We start from the raw sequence: 17,171 nt of genomic DNA on the forward strand, positions 1-17,171 counted from the left end.
GCAACATTCCTCGATAGCTCAGTTGGTAGAGCAATCGGCTGTTAACCGATCGGTCGTAGGTTCGAGTCCTACTCGAGGAGCCAATCGAATATTCCTTGATAGCTCAGCTGGTAGAGCAATCGGCTGTTAACCGATCGGTCGTAGGTTCGAGTCCTACTCAAGGAGCCAATTTAATATTCCTTGATAGCTCAGTTGGTAGAGCAATCGGCTGTTAACCGATCGGTCGTAGGTTCGAGTCCTACTCAAGGAGCCATTTACGGGCCTCTAGCTCAGTTGGTTAGAGCCACCGGCTCATAACCGGTTGGTCGCAGGTTCGAGTCCTGCGGGGCCCACCAACGTCGAAATGAATGCAAAGCATCTGCTTTGCATTTTTTTGTTTGTATATTATAGATGGTTTGCGCTTTTTGTTAATAACTGCTATACTACTTAACAAATAATCATTATATACTATTGGAGTATTAATTATGTTGCCGCAAAAAAATCATCTTTATCGGCTGTATTCAGAATAAAATCGAATGAGATATTTGTATAGTATTATTTGGGAGGTCGTCATTATCAATTTTCAAAAATTGAAACAGGAAGATAAATCTGTTTTTGATTCGTTTTTCAAGGCAGATTACTATGAAAACTCGCATTTTACATTTACAAATTTATTTATGTGGCGTAAGCCATACAATATGGAGTGGTGTGTAGAAAATGGTGTGTTGTTTTTAAAGGCAAAATGGGAAACTGATGAGTTTGCTCTTCAACCTTTCGGACCTCAGGAAAAAATGCAATGGGCCATAAAAAATCTGTCGGAGTATTTTACTTCTATAGGTAAACCTCTTATTTTTTATGGCTTGGAAAAACGAATGGCAGATGAACTGGAAAAATTTTCTGATGCCAAATTTAATATAATTGCTGATGAGGATAATTTTGATTATGTATACAGCAGCGAAGATTTAATCGAATTAAAGGGAAGAAAATTTCATTCCAAAAAGAATCATTTGAATAATTTTCGCAAGAATTATCCGAACGCCGAATATATTCCTATTACTGATGAGGTAATAACATTATGTAAACTTACTGTGAACGGCTGGTATAAAAACCGCAGTCAGGATATGCCGGATGATCCTTTCATAGCAGCTGAGCGGGATGCTATAATTGAGGTTTTGAATAATTTTGCCGATCTTTCGTTAAAAGGCGGAGCCGTTATTAATAATGGGCGTATTATCGCTTTTACGTTCGGTGAGCAGCTCAATACGGATACGGCCGTTATCCACGTGGAAAAAGCAGATCCCGATATTAACGGCGCTTACACTTTCATTAATCAGGCTTTTGTTTTGAATGAATGGAAGAATATGAAATTTATAAACAGAGAAGAAGATATGGGGATAGAAGGTCTGAGAAAGGCAAAGGAATCCTATCGGCCTGTAAAAATGATAAATAAATATAATGCGGAAATAAAATAATTGACCTTGCGGTCAAAAATAATATTAAGCTGATGCTGCTGAAGCATTGGCTTTTTTATTGGCAGGACATTAATTGAGCCGATTTTAATAATTAGTTATTGGCAATTGTGTTCCATTACGCTATAATAGCTTTATATGTTTGCAAGAAGGAGCCGAAATGGAGAGAGTTATTTTAAAAGTGGAGGGGTCGCAAACTGATGCATTGGGAGAGATAACAAATTTAGAGTTTGTTTCTGAAGGTCAATGCTACCACAAAAACGGAATGAGTTATGTGTTGTATGATGAAGTCAGTTCAAGCGGCATGCAGGGCACAAAAACTCTTTTGAAGATTGCTGATGATTCTATAAGACTTGTACGCAAAGGGAAGATAGAACATGAGCAGTTTTTTTCGAGTGGGTTAAAAAGCGCCAGCCGCTATAAAACTCCTTATGGGGAAATAAAGATATCCGTACATACAAAAAAACTGGACATAGATAAGGGCTTCATATCCAGCAGCATACACGTTTTTTATGAAATGGCAATAGATGGCAAATGGCAAAGTGACAATGAACTTCATATCGAAATTACAGCAGCAGATAAAACGAGCAAATATTTAAATTGATTTTAGGGAGGACGGATTGTTGAATATCCAAGAACTGGTTATAGGAGAAGTCAAAAAAGCTGTAAAGAAAAACATTGACGACGGCATTTTTCCACAGGCCGACATACCTGAAATAAAGCTTGAGGTGCCGCCGCAAAAAGAGTATGGTGATTTCGCCACGAATTTTGCAATGCAGTCGGCGCGCGTATTCCATATGGCACCTAAAAGGATTGCAGAGGAATTGATAAAACAGATAGGTCCTGAATATCTTGCAAAAACAGAGATAGCGGGTCCTGGTTTTATCAATTTTTATTTGAAGCCGGATATTATTTATAAAGAATTGGCAGATATTATCGAAAAAAAGGACAAGTATGGCGATCTATCTGATAATGGCATTAAAATTCAAGTGGAATATGTCAGCGCTAATCCAACAGGACCGCTTCATGTGGGACACGGGCGCGGAGCAGCTTTTGGCAGCGCTTTAGTAAATCTTTTAAGAGCCGCCGGTTATCAGGTGGAAAGTGAATATTATATCAATGATGCCGGAAATCAGATTGATAATCTTGCAGCTTCGGTAAATGCCAGATATCTTGAGCTGCTTGGCAAAGCGTCGGAGCTCCCCGAAAATGGATATCACGGACATGATATTATAGAAACTGCTCAGCGTATAATTGATAAATCCGGCAGCGAATATCTTGCTTTGCCAGACATTGAGCGCATTATTCTCTTCAAAGAAGTTGCTCTCAAAGAGAAACTTGAGGTATTGAAAGAGGATCTGGATTCATTCAATGTTCATTTTGATGTTTGGTTCAGTGAGCGGACTCTTCATCCGGAAGCTGTAAAAAGCGCGTGCAATGTATTGCTTAAAAATAAAGCCATGTATGAAAAAGATGGGGCCAAGTGGCTCAGATCCACAGATTATGGTGATGATAAGGATCGTGTAGTCATTCGCGACAATGGTGTACCGACTTATCTGGCGGCGGATATTGCTTATCATAAAGATAAATATGAGCGGGGTTTTGACAGGCTGATAAATATATGGGGGGCAGATCACCACGGCTATGTTTGCAGAGTAAAGGCGGCAATGGATGCTCTGGGTTTTGATTCGTCGAAACTTGAAGTGCTTTTGTTGCAGATGGTGAGTCTTTACCGTAATGGTGAACTCGTAAAAATGTCTAAGAGAACAGGGCAGAGCGTTACCTTGGCAGAGCTTATTGAAGAGGTCGGTACTGATGCTGCCAGATATTTTTTTATAATGAGATCATTGGACAGTCAATTGGATTTTGATCTTGATCTGGCAAAATCCGAGTCTAATGAAAATCCCGTTTATTACATTCAGTATGCATATGCGCGCATATGCAGTATTTTCCGGCAGACAGCAGAAGCGGGAATAGTACAGGAAAACAATGTTCGTTTGGATTTGCTGACGGATGAAACAGAAACTGCTCTTATTAAAAAAATAATGGCCTATCCTGATGAGATACAATTAGCGGCAAGAGATTATGCACCGCATCGTATAGCCAATTTTTTGCATGATTTTGCTGCTGATTTTCACAGTTTTTATAATAAATGCCGCATAATCGGGGTTGATGCACCTTTGGCGCAATCACGGCTGGCTTTGTGCGGAGCGGCGAAAAATATTATTCATCATGCGCTTGATATTTTGGGGGTCAGCTCCCCGGAAAAGATGTAATAAAAACAACATAATTTTGAGAGGAAGATATTAATGAATTTCACCAATGGAACAGATCCGGATTTGGCATATCATATTTTGACCGAGCTGGGTGATGCGATGTTTTACAAAGAACTTATCATGAAAGTAATAGAAACAAAAAATAAACCTATTCAGTCATTGCCGGCAGCAATTTCGGAAGTATACACATTGATCAATATGGACAGCAGGTTCCGTCATGTTGGCAAAGGCATGTGGAAACTGACAGAATGGCTGCCGCAGGATACTAAAAGTGCGTCTTCAGGCTCTTCTGCATCTGGCGGTAAGGGAAAAAATAATACTCAGCGCCGTATGAAATTGCTTGAAGATATACAGGAAAGTGCTAATTAATCAATTAGAGAGGCAATTATACATTGCACTGCGTTCCGGAAGGGGACAGCAGGCAGTGAGTGATATCAAAAATGCGATAATATAATGGAGGAAAAAAATGGCAAAGTATATTTTTGTTACTGGCGGGGTAGTGTCGTCTTTGGGAAAGGGGATCACAGCTGCCTCTTTGGGGCGTCTGCTGAAAAGCCGGGGCATAAAAGTTACCATTCAGAAATTTGATCCGTATATAAACATTGATCCGGGCACAATGAGCCCATATCAGCATGGTGAAGTATTCGTTACAGATGACGGTGCGGAAACTGATCTCGATCTTGGCCACTATGAAAGGTTTATCGATATCAATCTGACTAAGGGATCCAATGTAACTACAGGGAAAATTTATTGGTCAGTACTTTCCAAAGAACGCCGCGGTGATTATCTTGGCAGTACCGTACAGGTGATTCCCCATATAACAAATGAAATTAAACAGCGCGTTTATGACGTTGCGGCATCAGACGGTGCCGATGTCGTTATTACTGAAATAGGCGGGACTGTTGGTGATATTGAAAGTCAGCCATTTTTGGAAGCAATTCGTCAGGTGAAAAAGGAAGTAGGCAAAAATGATGCCTTATATATTCATGTAACATTAGTTCCTTATATTATGGCTGCAGGTGAATTGAAAACAAAACCGACTCAGCATAGTGTCAAAGAGCTGAGAAGCATTGGCATTCAGCCGGATATTCTTGTGTGCCGCACAGAAAAATCTATTTCTTCCGATATGAAAAAGAAACTGGCACTTTTTTGTGACGTTGATGTAGATGCTGTTATAGAAAATCCCACGGCATCGACCATCTATGAGGTTCCTCTTATTATGCAGAAAGAGGGACTTGACAGGATAGTTCTGCAAAAGCTTAACATGGATTACAGCCCTGCTAACATGGATGAATGGGAGCGCATGGTATATAAAATAAAAAATCCTAAGCAGCGGATAAAGATTGCAGTCGTCGGTAAATATGTAGAATTGCCGGATGCCTATATATCAGTTACAGAAGCTCTTCATCATGCAGGAATAGCAAACGAAACAGACGTGAAAATAGTTTGGATAAATGCAGAAAAAATTGAAACGGAAAATCCGGAACTTGATGAGGTATTCACAGGCTGCAGGGGAATATTAGTTCCGGGGGGATTTGGTGACCGCGGGGTTGAAGGAAAAATAGCATCTATAAAATACGCCCGTGAAAATAAGATACCTTTTCTCGGACTTTGTCTTGGAATGCAGTGTTCTGTTATTGAATTTGCCCGCAATGTCTGCAAGATGGCTGATGCGCATAGTACGGAGTTCAACAAGGAAACTGCGTATCCCGTTATTGACCTGATGCAGTCGCAGCTGGATGTAGAAGATATGGGTGGAACAATGCGTCTTGGTTCTTATCCATGCAGGCTGACGGAAGGAACACATGCAATGAAGGCATACGGAGAAACTCTTACTAATGAACGGCATCGTCATCGCTATGAATTAAATAATAAATTTCGTCAAAAATTGATTGACAATGGGATGATCGTAGCAGGGACTTTGCCTGATGACAGTTTGGTCGAAATTGTAGAAGTAAGGGATCATCCATGGTTTGTAGCTTCTCAGTTTCATCCTGAATTAAAATCCAGACCTAACAGACCGCATCCTTTGTTCCGCGATTTTGTAGCGGCAGCTTTAAAATATGCGGGATTGTAAAAACTAGTTGCTGCAAATAACCGCCAGGATTGAGCTTATGCATCATTAACTCAAACTAGGCGGTTATTTTTATCCGATAGATACTTTATAAAACTTATGTGGCTGGGATAAATCAGATAAATGTAAAATTTATCTCTGAAATCAACTTCACAGCATAAAGTATAATAATTACACCGCAGCATCTGTTTATTTTTGTCAGAGAACAGGCATTTATTTTATTGCTGAATTTTCCTGTAAAAACAGTAAGGCCTGTAAACCAAAAAAAGGATGCAGAAATAATGCCGAATATAAATAAAACGGCAGCATCAGCATCTAAAACTGCGTGAAAACTGCCAAGCATCAAAGTACCGTCCAAAATGGCCTGCGGATTGAACCAGGTGACAAAACAGGCAGTAGAGATAATTTTGCGCATTGATGTTTTGGACGATGCAGACTTTGCAGCTGTAGTTTTCATTTTGATTAAATTGATACCTATATGTAAAAGAAAAATGCTGCCGGCCCCAATTAAAATTGATTTTAAAAGGGGTGAATATTCCAGAAGAATTCCTATCCCCCAAAAACAGGACAGGGACAATGTCATATCAAAGAAAACTATGATGAGGGCAATTTGCAGAGCTTGATTTCTGTCATGGGTAAGTGCGGTATTTATCACAAAAAGATTCTGCATACCTATGGGAGCTGTATAAGCTATGCCGATCAATATTCCCTGAAGATAATAGAGCATATAATATTCCTTTCCCAACCAAAAATAAATGCTATAATATAAAATGTATTTGTATTTTATAAATTATAAAATAATTTTATTCGTATGTATCCAACCAAAAAATTGTATTAAAACCAACCATAAAAAGGAATCAGTATATGAATAAAAATGGTCTTCCAGTACAAATAAATTGGTGCCCTGACAAAAGCAGCCCTGTTCCTGTTTATAAACAAATAACAGCATTTGTCTGTGATAAAATATCGAGCGGTGAATGGACCGCAGGCACACAGCTTCCATCTCAAAGACGGCTGGCAGAACTATTCGAGGTCAATCGCAGTACTGTCGTAACCGCAATGGAGGAACTTGCTTCTTATGGGATTTTAAAGGGCAGCAGAAAAGCGGGTACACAAATCAGCGGTGATACATGGTCACTTATCTTACCCAAATCACTTGACTGGGGAAAATATATCAACTCAGGGACATTTAAAGCCAATAAACATATTTTACAAATGATCAATCGGCTGGAATTTGAACCGGATATTCTGCGTCTTAGTACGGGAGAAACTGATCCGCGATTGTTCCCTCATGCTCCTTGGCGTAAAATTTTAGCGCAACTCAGCAAAAAAAATACGGTTTTCAATTATTTGGAAGCATCTGGTTCGGAGAAACTGCGCATGGCAATTGCTGAGCGAATGGGCCGCAGGGGCATAGCAGTTTCTCCGTCCAGAATATTGATCACTTCAGGTTCATTGCAGGCTCTTCAACTGATATCAGTATGCCTGATAAAGAAAAAATCTGTTGTATACGTAGAAGCTCCGAGTTATCTCCAATCACTGCGGATATTTCAATCTGCGGATATTACACTCAAAGGTATAGGCATGGATAAAAAAGGCATGAAGCTTTGGAAAATCCCGCCGGCAGCCGGAAATATGAAACAGGAAAATATGTCATTTTTATATACTATACCTACTAATCATAATCCTACAGGAATAACAATGACTTTGGACAGACGAAAGGATTTGATGGATTTTTGCGTGAAAAAGCAGATTCCTATAATAGAAGATGCTGCCTATGAAGAATTGTGTTTTGAGGAAGCAGTGCCGTCCTTGAAAGCTATTGATAAAAACGGTATAGTCATTTATTTAGGAACCGCTTCGAAGACGTTGGCTCCGGGACTGCGTGTCGGCTGGCTTATAGCATCAGAACCTATTATACAAAGACTTAGTGATGCAAAAATGCAGATGGATTATGGAACAAGTTCCCTTTCCCAGCTGGTTTTCTCAGAGTTTTTGACAAGTGGATTTTATGATAAGCATCTGGCAGCGCTCAGAAAAGAGCTTTTGCTTCGCAGAGACAGTGCCTTGATGATATTGGAAAAAAATTTTTCGGATATTGCATCATGGTATATACCTAAGGGAGGCTTTTATATATGGCTGACATTCAGTAAAAAAATTTCTTCGGAAAAATTGTTTTTTTCCGCTGCCAAGGAAAAAATTCTGTTAAATCCCGGGAATATTTATGATTTTCGCCCCAATAATTCACTGCGAATATCGTATTCCTACCTAAATTGCTGCGAATTTGCGGAGGCAGTTCAGAAACTTGCCATTATTGTTCGCAGTATTATGAAATAATGGTGGCCTAATGGCCGAGAAATGAAAAAGCCGAAGCATCCCAGCTTCGGCTTTTTCATTCCTTATAAAACTATTTACCAATAAATAATTTTGTTACTAAAATTTTATCAACACGATTACGATCCATATCAGCAACTTCAAAACGCAGATTGTTCCATATTTTATATTCAGCTGTTTTAGGGATATAGCCAAAATAGGATAATAAAAAGCCCCCAATTGTCTGGTAATGGGCACGTTCTTCGCCTGGCAATTCGTCAAGATCAAATTTTTCTTTGAAATCGTCGATATCATAAAGACCGTCCACATACCAGGAATTTTCATCACGCTGTACTATCTGCGAAGAATCATCTTCTTTGGGATAAGATATATCGCCGATTATTTCTTCAATAATGTCTTTTAAGGTTATGAGACCCAGAACGCCGCCGTATTCATCAGCAACGACTGCTTCATTGACATTATTTTGACGAAATTTTTCCAGTACGCGGAAAGTTTCCATGGAACGGGGGATAAATATGGGTTTTTTTATAAATTTTTCGAGATCATTTAAATCGTTATCAATGGCGGCACGCAATATATCTTTCGCATAAATAATGCCTATGAGATTATCCAGATTGTCTTCACCTATTAGAAATATATCGTCAGAAGTATCCTTGATAATCTGCATGTTTACAGACATACTGTCTTTAATATCAAGCCAGTTTATCTGTGTGCGCGGAGTCATGAGAGAGTATGCAGTTTGATCACTCATATGGAATATGCTGTCGACCATATCCTGCTCGGCTTTTTCCAGCGTACCTTCTTCAGTCGCCCTTTCAATAAGATCTTTTACTTCATCTTCAGTAACGCTTTCATTATCCGGTGGATTGGTGCCGGTTATCATTAATATCATGTTTGCTGTGTGAGAAAGCATATTTATGATCGGCCTTGTAACACGGTGAAAGGCAAAGAAGAAGCCCGTATATTTTACGAGGTAGTATTCAGGGCGTATCTGGGCAATTTTTTTTGGTAAAAGAGTACCCAGTAAAATACTTAAAAGCAGGGAAAATAGTATGGAGAAAATAAAAGTGATTTCATATATATATGGTACGAAGGGAACCGTTTTCTGCAGGAAAAAATAAAGATAAGGAATAATTATCATTCCGACGGACAGTCCAATAGCAAAATGGCAGACATTGGAGCATATGATCAAGCCTGATACCACCTCATCGGGATCATCAATAAGATTGCAGGCTTTTTCAAAGCGGTGATCGTTGTTTGCAATTGTTTTGTCAAGTTGATTCTTATGTGCTTCGACAAGTGCAGTACGCAGAAGAATCAGAAAACTATTGCAGAAAAGAAGAACAAAGATCAGAATCAGTAATAAATTGGTCTCGGGAATATCCACGAGAATGTCACATCCTTATTTTTAGATTGCTACCATTATAGCATAAATAAATGAGGAAAAATATTAATTTTTCTATTGACTTTTAATTTTTTTCATGTATAATAATATCCGTTGCTGTGATTGCAGCAATTGCGGAAGTAGCTCAGTGGTAGAGCACCACCTTGCCAAGGTGGGGGTCGCGAGTTCGAGCCTCGTTTTCCGCTCCATAATATGCGGGAGTAGCTCAGCGGTAGAGCACCACCTTGCCAAGGTGGGGGTCGCGAGTTCGAGCCTCGTCTCCCGCTCCATAATTGCGGAAGTAGCTCAGTGGTAGAGCACCACCTTGCCAAGGTGGGGGTCGCGAGTTCGAGCCTCGTTTTCCGCTCCATAAGAATTCATCCCCGGCTTTTTGCCGGGATTTTTTGTTATATGTGGAGCAAAGCCGCAAAACCCCTAATGGTTGTGTAAGGCTTGTATTTGTATATTGTTTATGTTATTATTCTTATAGTATATTAGGTGTATTACGGCTTGTTATGGAATGAATACAGCGGCGTGATACATTATAATTTTAGGAGGTTATTTTACACGATGAAAGTCAGTACAGAAAAAGCAGACAGCCAGAAATTGGTTCTAACTATAGAGGCACCGGCAGATGAATTCGCAAAATCGGTCAAAGTTGCCTGCAAACAGTTAGCAAACCGCGTCAATATACCTGGTTTCCGAAAAGGTCATGCACCTAAGCAGATTCTCGTTCAGAATTTGGGCAGACAGGCTATTTTGGATGAAGCTTTTGAACTTCTTGCACCAAAGACTCTCAACGATGCATTTATTGAAGAAAAAATTGAACCCGTGGACCGTCCTCAGATAGAAATAGTTACATTAGAAGAAGGCAGCAATGTTGTTTTTAAAGCTACTGTTACACCAAAGCCGGAAGTTACTCTCGGCGAATATAAAGGGATTGCAATTGAATTACCGAAAGCTGAAGTAGCTGAAGAAGAAATTGAAGAACAAATTAAAAATATGCGCAGTCATCATGCAAAAATGATAGATGCTCAGGAAGATGCTGTTGTTGAAAAAGACAACTTCATTACTCTTGATTTTCTTGGAAAAGTTGATGGTACTGCTTTTGAAGGCGGCGAAGCAAAAGATTATCCGCTGCAGGTCGGTTCAGGACAATTCATTCCAGGGTTTGAAGAACAATTGATCGGTGTAAAAATCGGTGAAGAAAAAGATGTCACAGTAAAGTTTCCTGATGATTATCATGAAGCATCTCTGGCAGGGAAAGATGCAGTTTTTTCCTGCAAAGTAAACAGTATTAAAATTCAGGAACTGCCTGAATTAGACGATGAATTTGTGAAGAAATCAACGTCATATAAAGATCTTGAAGATTTGAAAAAAAATCTGCATGAAAATCTGCTCAAAGCGGCACAGACACGTGCCGAAGGGGAATTACGAAATCAAGCGCTGAAGAAAGCATCTGACAATGCTAAGGTTGATATTCCCGATGTTATGATTGATAATCGTGTTGACAATATGCTGAATGAACTTTCGGCCAGTCTTGAAAGCCACAGCATGAACATGGAACAGTATCTCAAATACAGTAATACAGATATGGCTAAACTTCGTGAAACATATCGTCAAAGTGCAGTTGATGCTGTTAAAACAGACCTTGTTTTGGAAAAGGTTGCTCAGGCTGAAGAACTCAAGGTTAATACTGAAGAAGTCGATGCTGAAATAGCTGCTATGGCTGTTCGTTATGGCACCACTCCTAAGGAAGTAAGAAAGATAGTCGCAAAGAACGGTTATGTTGCTAATCTTTATGAAACAATAGGCCGTAAAAAGGCGGCGCAACTTATTATAGACAACTTAGCAAAATAGTTGTATAATTCTCCGAAAAGGGAGGAGTGATTTATCATATGAATTATGTGCCAATGGTTGTGGAACAATCAAGCCGTGGTGAACGTGCTTATGATATTTATTCACGTTTGCTGAAGGATCGTATAATTTTTTTGGGTGGACCTATTGATGATAATGTTTCTAGTGTGGTAATAGCTCAATTATTGTTTTTAGAATCAGAAGATCCTGATAAGGATATACATTTATATGTGAACAGTCCGGGCGGTGTAGTTACTGCCGGTCTGGCTATTTACGATACTATGCAGTATATAAAACCTGATGTTTCTACTATTTGTATAGGACAGGCAGCCAGCATGGGTTCTCTGCTGCTCACTGCGGGGGCTAAAGGCAAGAGATATGCACTTCCTTATTCACGTATTATGATTCATCAGCCTCTTGGCGGAGCACAGGGACAATCTACGGATGTGCAGATCCAAGCAAGAGAATTATTGCGCGCCAGAAAGATAGTCAATGAAATATTGATGCGTCATACAGGTCAAAGCGAAGCTAAAATTGAACTTGATACAGAGCGTGACAATTTTATGTCAGCTGTTGAAGCAAAAGAATATGGTCTGATAGATGATGTGATCGTCCGCCCTGAGGATTTAAAGAAGGATAATAAGGCGGATAAGAAATAATCGCTTCGTTTTGTTTCCAAGGGAGAGGTGATGAAATGCTGAAATTCGGTGACGACAAGGGACAGCTTAAATGCTCATTTTGCGGTAAACCGCAAAGTCAGGTACGTAAATTGGTGGCGGGCCCTGGTGTATATATATGTGATGAGTGTATTGAACTGTGCAATGAGATAATTGAGGAAGAATTGACCGATGGCGTTGAAGTAGAACTTAAGGATGTGCCTAAACCCAAGGAGATAAAGGCTATACTTGACCAATATATAATTGGTCAAGAGGAAGCAAAGAAAACCTTGTCGGTAGCAGTTTATAATCATTATAAACGCATAAATATAGGTCTTAAACATAATGAGACAGAACTGCAGAAATCAAATATTCTTATGCTCGGGCCTACAGGCAGCGGTAAAACGCTGCTGGCTCAGACAATGGCGCGGATATTGAATGTACCTTTTGCCATTGCTGATGCTACCTCTCTTACCGAGGCAGGATATGTCGGTGAGGATGTTGAGAATGTTCTTTTAAAGCTGATTCAATCGGCTGACTATGATATTGAAAAAGCAGAAAAAGGCATTATCTATATAGATGAGATAGATAAAATTGCAAGAAAATCAGAAAATACATCGATAACCAGAGATGTTTCCGGTGAAGGTGTCCAACAGGCATTGCTCAAGATTTTGGAAGGGACCGTAGCAAATGTACCTCCGCAAGGAGGGAGAAAGCACCCTCATCAGGAATTGATTCAAATTGATACAACCAATATATTGTTTATCTGCGGCGGTGCTTTTGATGGTCTGGAAAAGATAATCGAAGGTCGTCTGCGGCAGAAGAATGTTGGTTTTGGCGCTGATATTAAAAGCCGCAAGGAGCAGGATACCGGCGAGTGGTTCAAATATGTACTGCCAGAAGATTTCTTGAAAAACGGGCTTATTCCTGAATTTATAGGACGGCTGCCGGTTGTGGTGACACTTGATGCTCTTGATGAAAAGGTACTTGTGGATATTCTTGTAAAACCCAAGAATGCATTAGTCAGGCAATATCAGAAAATGCTTGAGATAGATGGAGTGGCCCTTGAATTTGATGAGGATGCGTTGCTTCTCATTGCGAAAAAAGCTTTACAAAGGAAAACGGGAGCACGTGGTCTGCGGTCGATAATTGAAAAAACGATGCGCAATGTTATGTATGAAATTCCCTCTGTGAAGGGTGTTACGAGCTGTCGGATAACTGGTGAAGCTATTGAAAAGGGTGTTGATCCGTTGCTGACATATGGCAGTAAGAAAAAGGCATCTGCCAAAAAATCTATAACAAGTGAAGAATCGGCTTGATTATGCTATCGAGATGGATGGCGTCTGCCAGCGTTTTAAGCTGATAAAAAGTATGTCAAGTTGAGCATGCATCAGCATAGACAATAGAAATGCCATGAGAAGTTGTTGTGTCTATATTTCAGCAAAACTGTATATAATCAGGCTTTGTTGAAGTATTTGGCGGTGATGGATCTCCTCTTAGAAGAGGAGCCGTTGCCTGCCGATAGATGCAGCAACTTTTTTATTGAATAAAAAGTACTGGAAAGGAAGTGTGCTAATATATGCAGAAAAAAAAGAATTTGAAGGTACTTCCGTTGCTTCCATTGCGGGGAATTGTGGTTTTTCCTTATGTGATAGTCAATTTGGATGTAGGCAGGGAGAAATCTATAGCGGCTCTTGAAGAGGCAATGATAAAAGATCATAAGATAATTTTGAGTGCTCAAAAAGACCCTGCTATAGATGAACCGACAGAAAATGATATATATGAAATTGGTACAATGGCTGAAGTCAGACAGCTTTTAAAGCTGCCAGGCGGTTCAATGCGTGTTTTAGTGGAAGGAATGCATCGTGCTAAAATAGAAAAAATAACTCTTCTGGATAAATATTATGAAACCGAAGTCATAGAATATAAGGATGAAATAAAAGATGCATCTATTAATATGGAAGCATTGACAAGAGCCGTAATACATCAATTTGAAGAATGGGTAAAGCTGAGTAAAAAAATACCGCCTGAGACATTAGTATCAGTTGTTATGATTGAAGACGGCGGTCATTTGTGTGATCTTATAGCCAGTCACATGAATATGAAAATGGAAGATAAGCAGGAATTGCTTTCTCTGTTAGATCCAGTGAAACGTCTGGAAAAATTGTATGCCATTCTTTTAAGAGAAATGGAAATTCTCGGCATAGAAAAAAAGATTGGCGATCGCGTACGCAGTCAAATGGAAAAGATACAGAAAGAATATTACTTACGGGAACAGCTAAAGGCTATCCATCAAGAACTTGGTGATAAAGACGGTGGAAATACGGAAATTGATGCATACAGATTTAAAATGACTAAGGGCAAATATCCTGCTGCAGTTCTTGAGTGCCTGGATAAAGAAATAAAACGGCTTGAAAGGCTGCCGGTTTCTTCGTCGGAAGCCGGTGTGATACGAACATATATCGAATGGCTGCTGGTATTGCCATGGTCGCGTGTAAGCCGTGATAAGCTTGACATTGAAGCCGCGGAGAAAATATTGGAAAAAGATCATTATGGCTTAAAAAAGGTGAAGGAACGAATCCTGGAATATCTGGCGGTGCGTAAATTATCAAACGGAGTAAAGGCTCCGATAATTTGTCTGGCAGGTCCTCCGGGAGTAGGGAAGACATCTCTCGCATCATCCATAGCCAAAGCCATGGGACGTAAATTTGTCAGAGCGTCTCTTGGCGGCGTTCGCGATGAAGCGGAGATACGAGGGCATCGCCGCACATATATAGGTGCTTTGCCCGGCAGAATAATAAATGGTATAAAAAACGCGGAAAGTAAGAATCCTGTATTTTTACTTGATGAAATAGATAAAATAGCATCTGATTACAGAGGTGACCCTTCGTCTGCTCTTTTGGAAGTTCTCGATCCTGAGCAAAACAAAGCTTTTTCAGATCATTATATTGAAGTGCCCTTTGATTTGTCACAGGTGTTTTGGATTGTGACAGCAAATAACATTGCGAATATTCCTCGTCCGCTGCGAGACAGGATGGAAATAATCGCGTTGCCAAGCTACACAGAAGAGGAAAAATATCAGATTGCACGGCAGTATCTTGTTGATAAACAGCTGTCTGCCAATGGACTGAAAAAAAGTCAATTGCAGTTTATGGCCGGAACGCTGCAAAAGATTATTGCGGACTATACGCGTGAATCAGGAGTCCGGGAACTTGAAAGACAAATAGGTGCTGTATGCCGTAAAACAGCTAAAAAAATAGTTGAAGAGGATAAAGATAAGATTCGAATTACTGTTAAGAATCTGCCTGATTTTCTGGGCAGAACAAAATATATGCACACACGTGCTGAAGAAAATCCTCAGGTTGGAGTATGTACGGGAATGGCGTGGACAGAAGTCGGCGGTGATATTTTACCGACAGAAGTTACTGTACTGGCAGGAAAAGGAAATCTCATTTTGACAGGGCAGCTGGGAGATGTCATGAAAGAGTCTGCTAGGACCGGTTTGAGCTACATAAGAAGCCGCAGTGATGAACTGGGACTGGACCCTAAATTTTATGAAAATAGGGATATTCATATTCATCTGCCGGAAGGTGCTATTCCTAAGGACGGACCGTCTGCAGGCATTACCATGGTTACAGCTATGGTATCTGCGCTTACAGAAAAAAAAGTACGAAGCGATATAGCCATGACCGGTGAAGTAACACTGAGGGGAAGGGTGCTGCCTATAGGCGGACTGAAGGAAAAAACTTTGGCCGCTTATCGCGAAAAAATATATACGATCATTCTACCAAAAGAAAATGAAAGAGATATAGAAGATATTGAACAGGATGTACGCGACAAAATAAAATTTATTCCTGTCAGTACAATGGATGATGTATTGAAATACGCGTTGGTGAAAGAATGACCGATATAATTAAGGAATCAATAAATATAACTAAGGCTGAATATATTGCTTCGGCTGTTGAATCAAGTCAGTTTCCAGAAGAAAAACTTAGACAGATAGCTTTTATCGGACGATCGAATGTCGGCAAATCATCACTGATAAATTCGCTTACACGCTTTCATAATTTAGCACGCGTCAGCGGCCAGCCGGGTAAAACGCAAACAATAAATTTTTTTAAACTGACGGCTAAGTATTATAAGGATGCGACGACAAAGGATTTTTATCTTGTGGACCTTCCTGGTTATGGTTATGCCAAGACAGGCCAGGACAAGAGAAAAAAATGGGCAGTCTTTATTGAAAAATATTTTTTGTTTCCGCAGGATTTATATTGTGTTTGCCAGCTCATCGATATACGCCATGAACCGATGCCATCAGATGTCAAGATGTTCAACTGGCTGATTGAGCATGATATTCCTGTATTTGTCATAGCTACTAAGGCGGATAAGATCGGCAAAGGAACTGTAGCAAAAAATATTTCCCGCATAAAAAAAGCTCTTAATGTTCGAGAACTTACAATTCTTCCGTATTCATCCACAAAAAATGAGGGACGTTCATATTTACTTGACTTTATAGGTCAGGCTTTGGTAGAATGAATACATAAATATGAATCCGATTCAAGTATGCCGGATATGACTGTATATCCGGCGGCGCTTGATTTGATTAGAAAATCGTTATCCGTATGTTTTATATCATTCAGCTGGCCTGTGCCCGTTTTTGCTGACGGATAAAATCATTGGAGTGGGTATATGCTTTCATTATCAGATAAGAAGATATTAAACGCCATACAAACAAATCTTCCATTGACATCGCATCCTTTTGCGGAACTGGGCAGAATAACAGGATTGACCGAACAGGAAGTGCTTGCCCGGCTTAACGAATTGAGAGAAAAAGGATATATAAGGCGAATAGGTCCTTTTTTTGATTCGGATAAGCTTGGCTATGTAGGAACATTGGTCGCACTGAAAGTGCAGGATGGTTATATGGAGAAAGTGGCGGCAGCGGTGAATGCTTATGAAGGTGCTACGCATAATTATGAACGCAAGGGAAAGTATAACCTCTGGTTTACTTTGCTCACGCAGAATGTGGCGCAGCGTACTAAAATTCTTGATGATGTTCGTGCTTTGCCGGGAGTGGAGTCAGTTATGAGTTTAGTATCCCGCAAAAAGTATAAGGTCAATGTAAAATTTAACTTAAAGTAG

General features: G+C 39.8%; 14 protein-coding genes and 7 tRNA genes. 19 read left to right on the plus strand and 2 right to left on the minus strand.

What is annotated here, in order from left to right:
• Positions 1 to 7 precede the first annotated feature (7 nt).
• The 9 genes from NXG61_RS08845 to NXG61_RS08885 all read left to right on the plus strand — a co-directional run bounded on the left by NXG61_RS08845 (position 8) and on the right by NXG61_RS08885 (position 5,801).
• Positions 8 to 83, plus strand: a tRNA-Asn gene (locus NXG61_RS08845).
• Between the two features lie 9 nt (positions 84 to 92).
• A tRNA-Asn gene (locus NXG61_RS08850) sits at positions 93 to 168 on the plus strand.
• A 9-nt stretch (positions 169 to 177) separates the two neighbouring features.
• Positions 178 to 253, plus strand: a tRNA-Asn gene (locus NXG61_RS08855).
• 5 nt (positions 254 to 258) lie between these two features.
• Positions 259 to 335: transfer RNA gene (locus NXG61_RS08860), tRNA-Ile, on the plus strand.
• Between the two features lie 180 nt (positions 336 to 515).
• Positions 516 to 1,451, plus strand: a complete 936-nt coding sequence (locus NXG61_RS08865; protein WP_307222270.1) for a DUF2156 domain-containing protein — start codon at positions 516 to 518, stop codon at positions 1,449 to 1,451.
• A 157-nt stretch (positions 1,452 to 1,608) separates the two neighbouring features.
• A complete protein-coding gene (locus NXG61_RS08870) occupies positions 1,609 to 2,052 on the plus strand; it encodes a DUF1934 domain-containing protein (RefSeq protein ID WP_196605844.1) in 444 nt (147 codons plus the stop codon).
• A gap of 19 nt (positions 2,053 to 2,071) precedes the next feature.
• Positions 2,072 to 3,724: an arginine--tRNA ligase gene (argS, locus tag NXG61_RS08875; RefSeq protein ID WP_307222269.1), complete on the plus strand. Its 1,653-nt coding sequence runs from the start codon at positions 2,072 to 2,074 to the stop codon at positions 3,722 to 3,724.
• 33 nt (positions 3,725 to 3,757) lie between these two features.
• Entirely contained in the window at positions 3,758 to 4,093 is a 336-nt protein-coding gene (gene rpoE, locus NXG61_RS08880) for a DNA-directed RNA polymerase subunit delta (RefSeq protein ID WP_196605846.1), read from the plus strand.
• A gap of 97 nt (positions 4,094 to 4,190) precedes the next feature.
• The gene (locus NXG61_RS08885; RefSeq protein WP_196605847.1) at positions 4,191 to 5,801 is read left to right on the plus strand and encodes a CTP synthase; all 1,611 of its coding nucleotides are present in this window, start codon (positions 4,191 to 4,193) and stop codon (positions 5,799 to 5,801) included.
• A 112-nt stretch (positions 5,802 to 5,913) separates the two neighbouring features.
• Here NXG61_RS08885 and NXG61_RS08890 read toward each other — a convergent pair whose 3' ends face one another.
• On the minus strand, positions 5,914 to 6,525 hold the full coding sequence (locus NXG61_RS08890) for a LysE/ArgO family amino acid transporter (RefSeq protein WP_432748910.1): 612 nt from the start codon (positions 6,523 to 6,525) through the stop codon (positions 5,914 to 5,916).
• A gap of 137 nt (positions 6,526 to 6,662) precedes the next feature.
• Between NXG61_RS08890 and NXG61_RS08895 the strand changes: the two genes are divergently transcribed.
• Positions 6,663 to 8,135: a PLP-dependent aminotransferase family protein gene (locus NXG61_RS08895; RefSeq protein WP_307222265.1), complete on the plus strand. Its 1,473-nt coding sequence runs from the start codon at positions 6,663 to 6,665 to the stop codon at positions 8,133 to 8,135.
• A 70-nt stretch (positions 8,136 to 8,205) separates the two neighbouring features.
• Here NXG61_RS08895 and NXG61_RS08900 read toward each other — a convergent pair whose 3' ends face one another.
• Complete coding sequence (locus NXG61_RS08900; protein ID WP_196605850.1) at positions 8,206 to 9,519, minus strand: hemolysin family protein; 1,314 nt, start codon at positions 9,517 to 9,519, stop codon at positions 8,206 to 8,208.
• A 131-nt stretch (positions 9,520 to 9,650) separates the two neighbouring features.
• Between NXG61_RS08900 and NXG61_RS08905 the strand changes: the two genes are divergently transcribed.
• From NXG61_RS08905 to ahbA, 9 genes are all read left to right on the plus strand, one after another.
• A tRNA-Gly gene (locus NXG61_RS08905) sits at positions 9,651 to 9,725 on the plus strand.
• 6 nt (positions 9,726 to 9,731) lie between these two features.
• Positions 9,732 to 9,806, plus strand: a tRNA-Gly gene (locus tag NXG61_RS08910).
• Positions 9,807 to 9,811: 5 nt separating this feature from the next.
• Positions 9,812 to 9,886, plus strand: a tRNA-Gly gene (locus NXG61_RS08915).
• Between the two features lie 200 nt (positions 9,887 to 10,086).
• Positions 10,087 to 11,376 (plus strand): trigger factor, encoded by a 1,290-nt coding sequence (gene tig, locus NXG61_RS08920; protein WP_307222263.1) that lies wholly within the window; start codon positions 10,087 to 10,089, stop codon positions 11,374 to 11,376.
• 38 nt (positions 11,377 to 11,414) lie between these two features.
• The gene (gene clpP / locus NXG61_RS08925) at positions 11,415 to 12,032 is read left to right on the plus strand and encodes an ATP-dependent Clp endopeptidase proteolytic subunit ClpP (protein ID WP_196605852.1); all 618 of its coding nucleotides are present in this window, start codon (positions 11,415 to 11,417) and stop codon (positions 12,030 to 12,032) included.
• 35 nt (positions 12,033 to 12,067) lie between these two features.
• Positions 12,068 to 13,348, plus strand: a complete 1,281-nt coding sequence (clpX, locus tag NXG61_RS08930; RefSeq protein WP_196605853.1) for an ATP-dependent Clp protease ATP-binding subunit ClpX — start codon at positions 12,068 to 12,070, stop codon at positions 13,346 to 13,348.
• Between the two features lie 260 nt (positions 13,349 to 13,608).
• Entirely contained in the window at positions 13,609 to 15,933 is a 2,325-nt protein-coding gene (lon, locus tag NXG61_RS08935; protein ID WP_196605854.1) for an endopeptidase La, read from the plus strand.
• Positions 15,930 to 16,565 (plus strand): ribosome biogenesis GTP-binding protein YihA/YsxC, encoded by a 636-nt coding sequence (gene yihA, locus NXG61_RS08940; RefSeq protein ID WP_196605855.1) that lies wholly within the window; start codon positions 15,930 to 15,932, stop codon positions 16,563 to 16,565. Before lon ends, yihA begins: the two co-directional genes overlap by 4 nt.
• 153 nt (positions 16,566 to 16,718) lie before the next feature.
• Entirely contained in the window at positions 16,719 to 17,171 is a 453-nt protein-coding gene (ahbA, locus tag NXG61_RS08945) for a siroheme decarboxylase subunit alpha (RefSeq protein ID WP_196605856.1), read from the plus strand.

The sequence above is a fragment of the Pectinatus haikarae genome, from assembly GCF_050916305.1.
Classification (GTDB): Bacteria; Bacillota; Negativicutes; order Selenomonadales; family Selenomonadaceae; genus Pectinatus; species Pectinatus haikarae.

Excerpts from the sequence above, each read along its gene's own strand:
- NXG61_RS08865 (WP_307222270.1), top strand. The coding sequence starts at position 516 with ATGAGATATTTGTATAGTATTATTTGGGAGGTCGTCATTATCAATTTT.
- NXG61_RS08870 (WP_196605844.1), top strand. The coding sequence starts at position 1,609 with ATGGAGAGAGTTATTTTAAAAGTGGAGGGGTCGCAAACTGATGCATTG.
- rpoE (WP_196605846.1), top strand. The coding sequence starts at position 3,758 with ATGAATTTCACCAATGGAACAGATCCGGATTTGGCATATCATATTTTG.
- NXG61_RS08885 (WP_196605847.1), top strand. The coding sequence starts at position 4,191 with ATGGCAAAGTATATTTTTGTTACTGGCGGGGTAGTGTCGTCTTTGGGA.
- NXG61_RS08890 (WP_432748910.1), bottom strand. The coding sequence starts at position 6,525 with ATGCTCTATTATCTTCAGGGAATATTGATCGGCATAGCTTATACAGCT.
- NXG61_RS08895 (WP_307222265.1), top strand. The coding sequence starts at position 6,663 with ATGAATAAAAATGGTCTTCCAGTACAAATAAATTGGTGCCCTGACAAA.
- tig (WP_307222263.1), top strand. The coding sequence starts at position 10,087 with ATGAAAGTCAGTACAGAAAAAGCAGACAGCCAGAAATTGGTTCTAACT.
- clpP (WP_196605852.1), top strand. The coding sequence starts at position 11,415 with ATGAATTATGTGCCAATGGTTGTGGAACAATCAAGCCGTGGTGAACGT.
- clpX (WP_196605853.1), top strand. The coding sequence starts at position 12,068 with ATGCTGAAATTCGGTGACGACAAGGGACAGCTTAAATGCTCATTTTGC.
- lon (WP_196605854.1), top strand. The coding sequence starts at position 13,609 with ATGCAGAAAAAAAAGAATTTGAAGGTACTTCCGTTGCTTCCATTGCGG.
- yihA (WP_196605855.1), top strand. The coding sequence starts at position 15,930 with ATGACCGATATAATTAAGGAATCAATAAATATAACTAAGGCTGAATAT.
- ahbA (WP_196605856.1), top strand. The coding sequence starts at position 16,719 with ATGCTTTCATTATCAGATAAGAAGATATTAAACGCCATACAAACAAAT.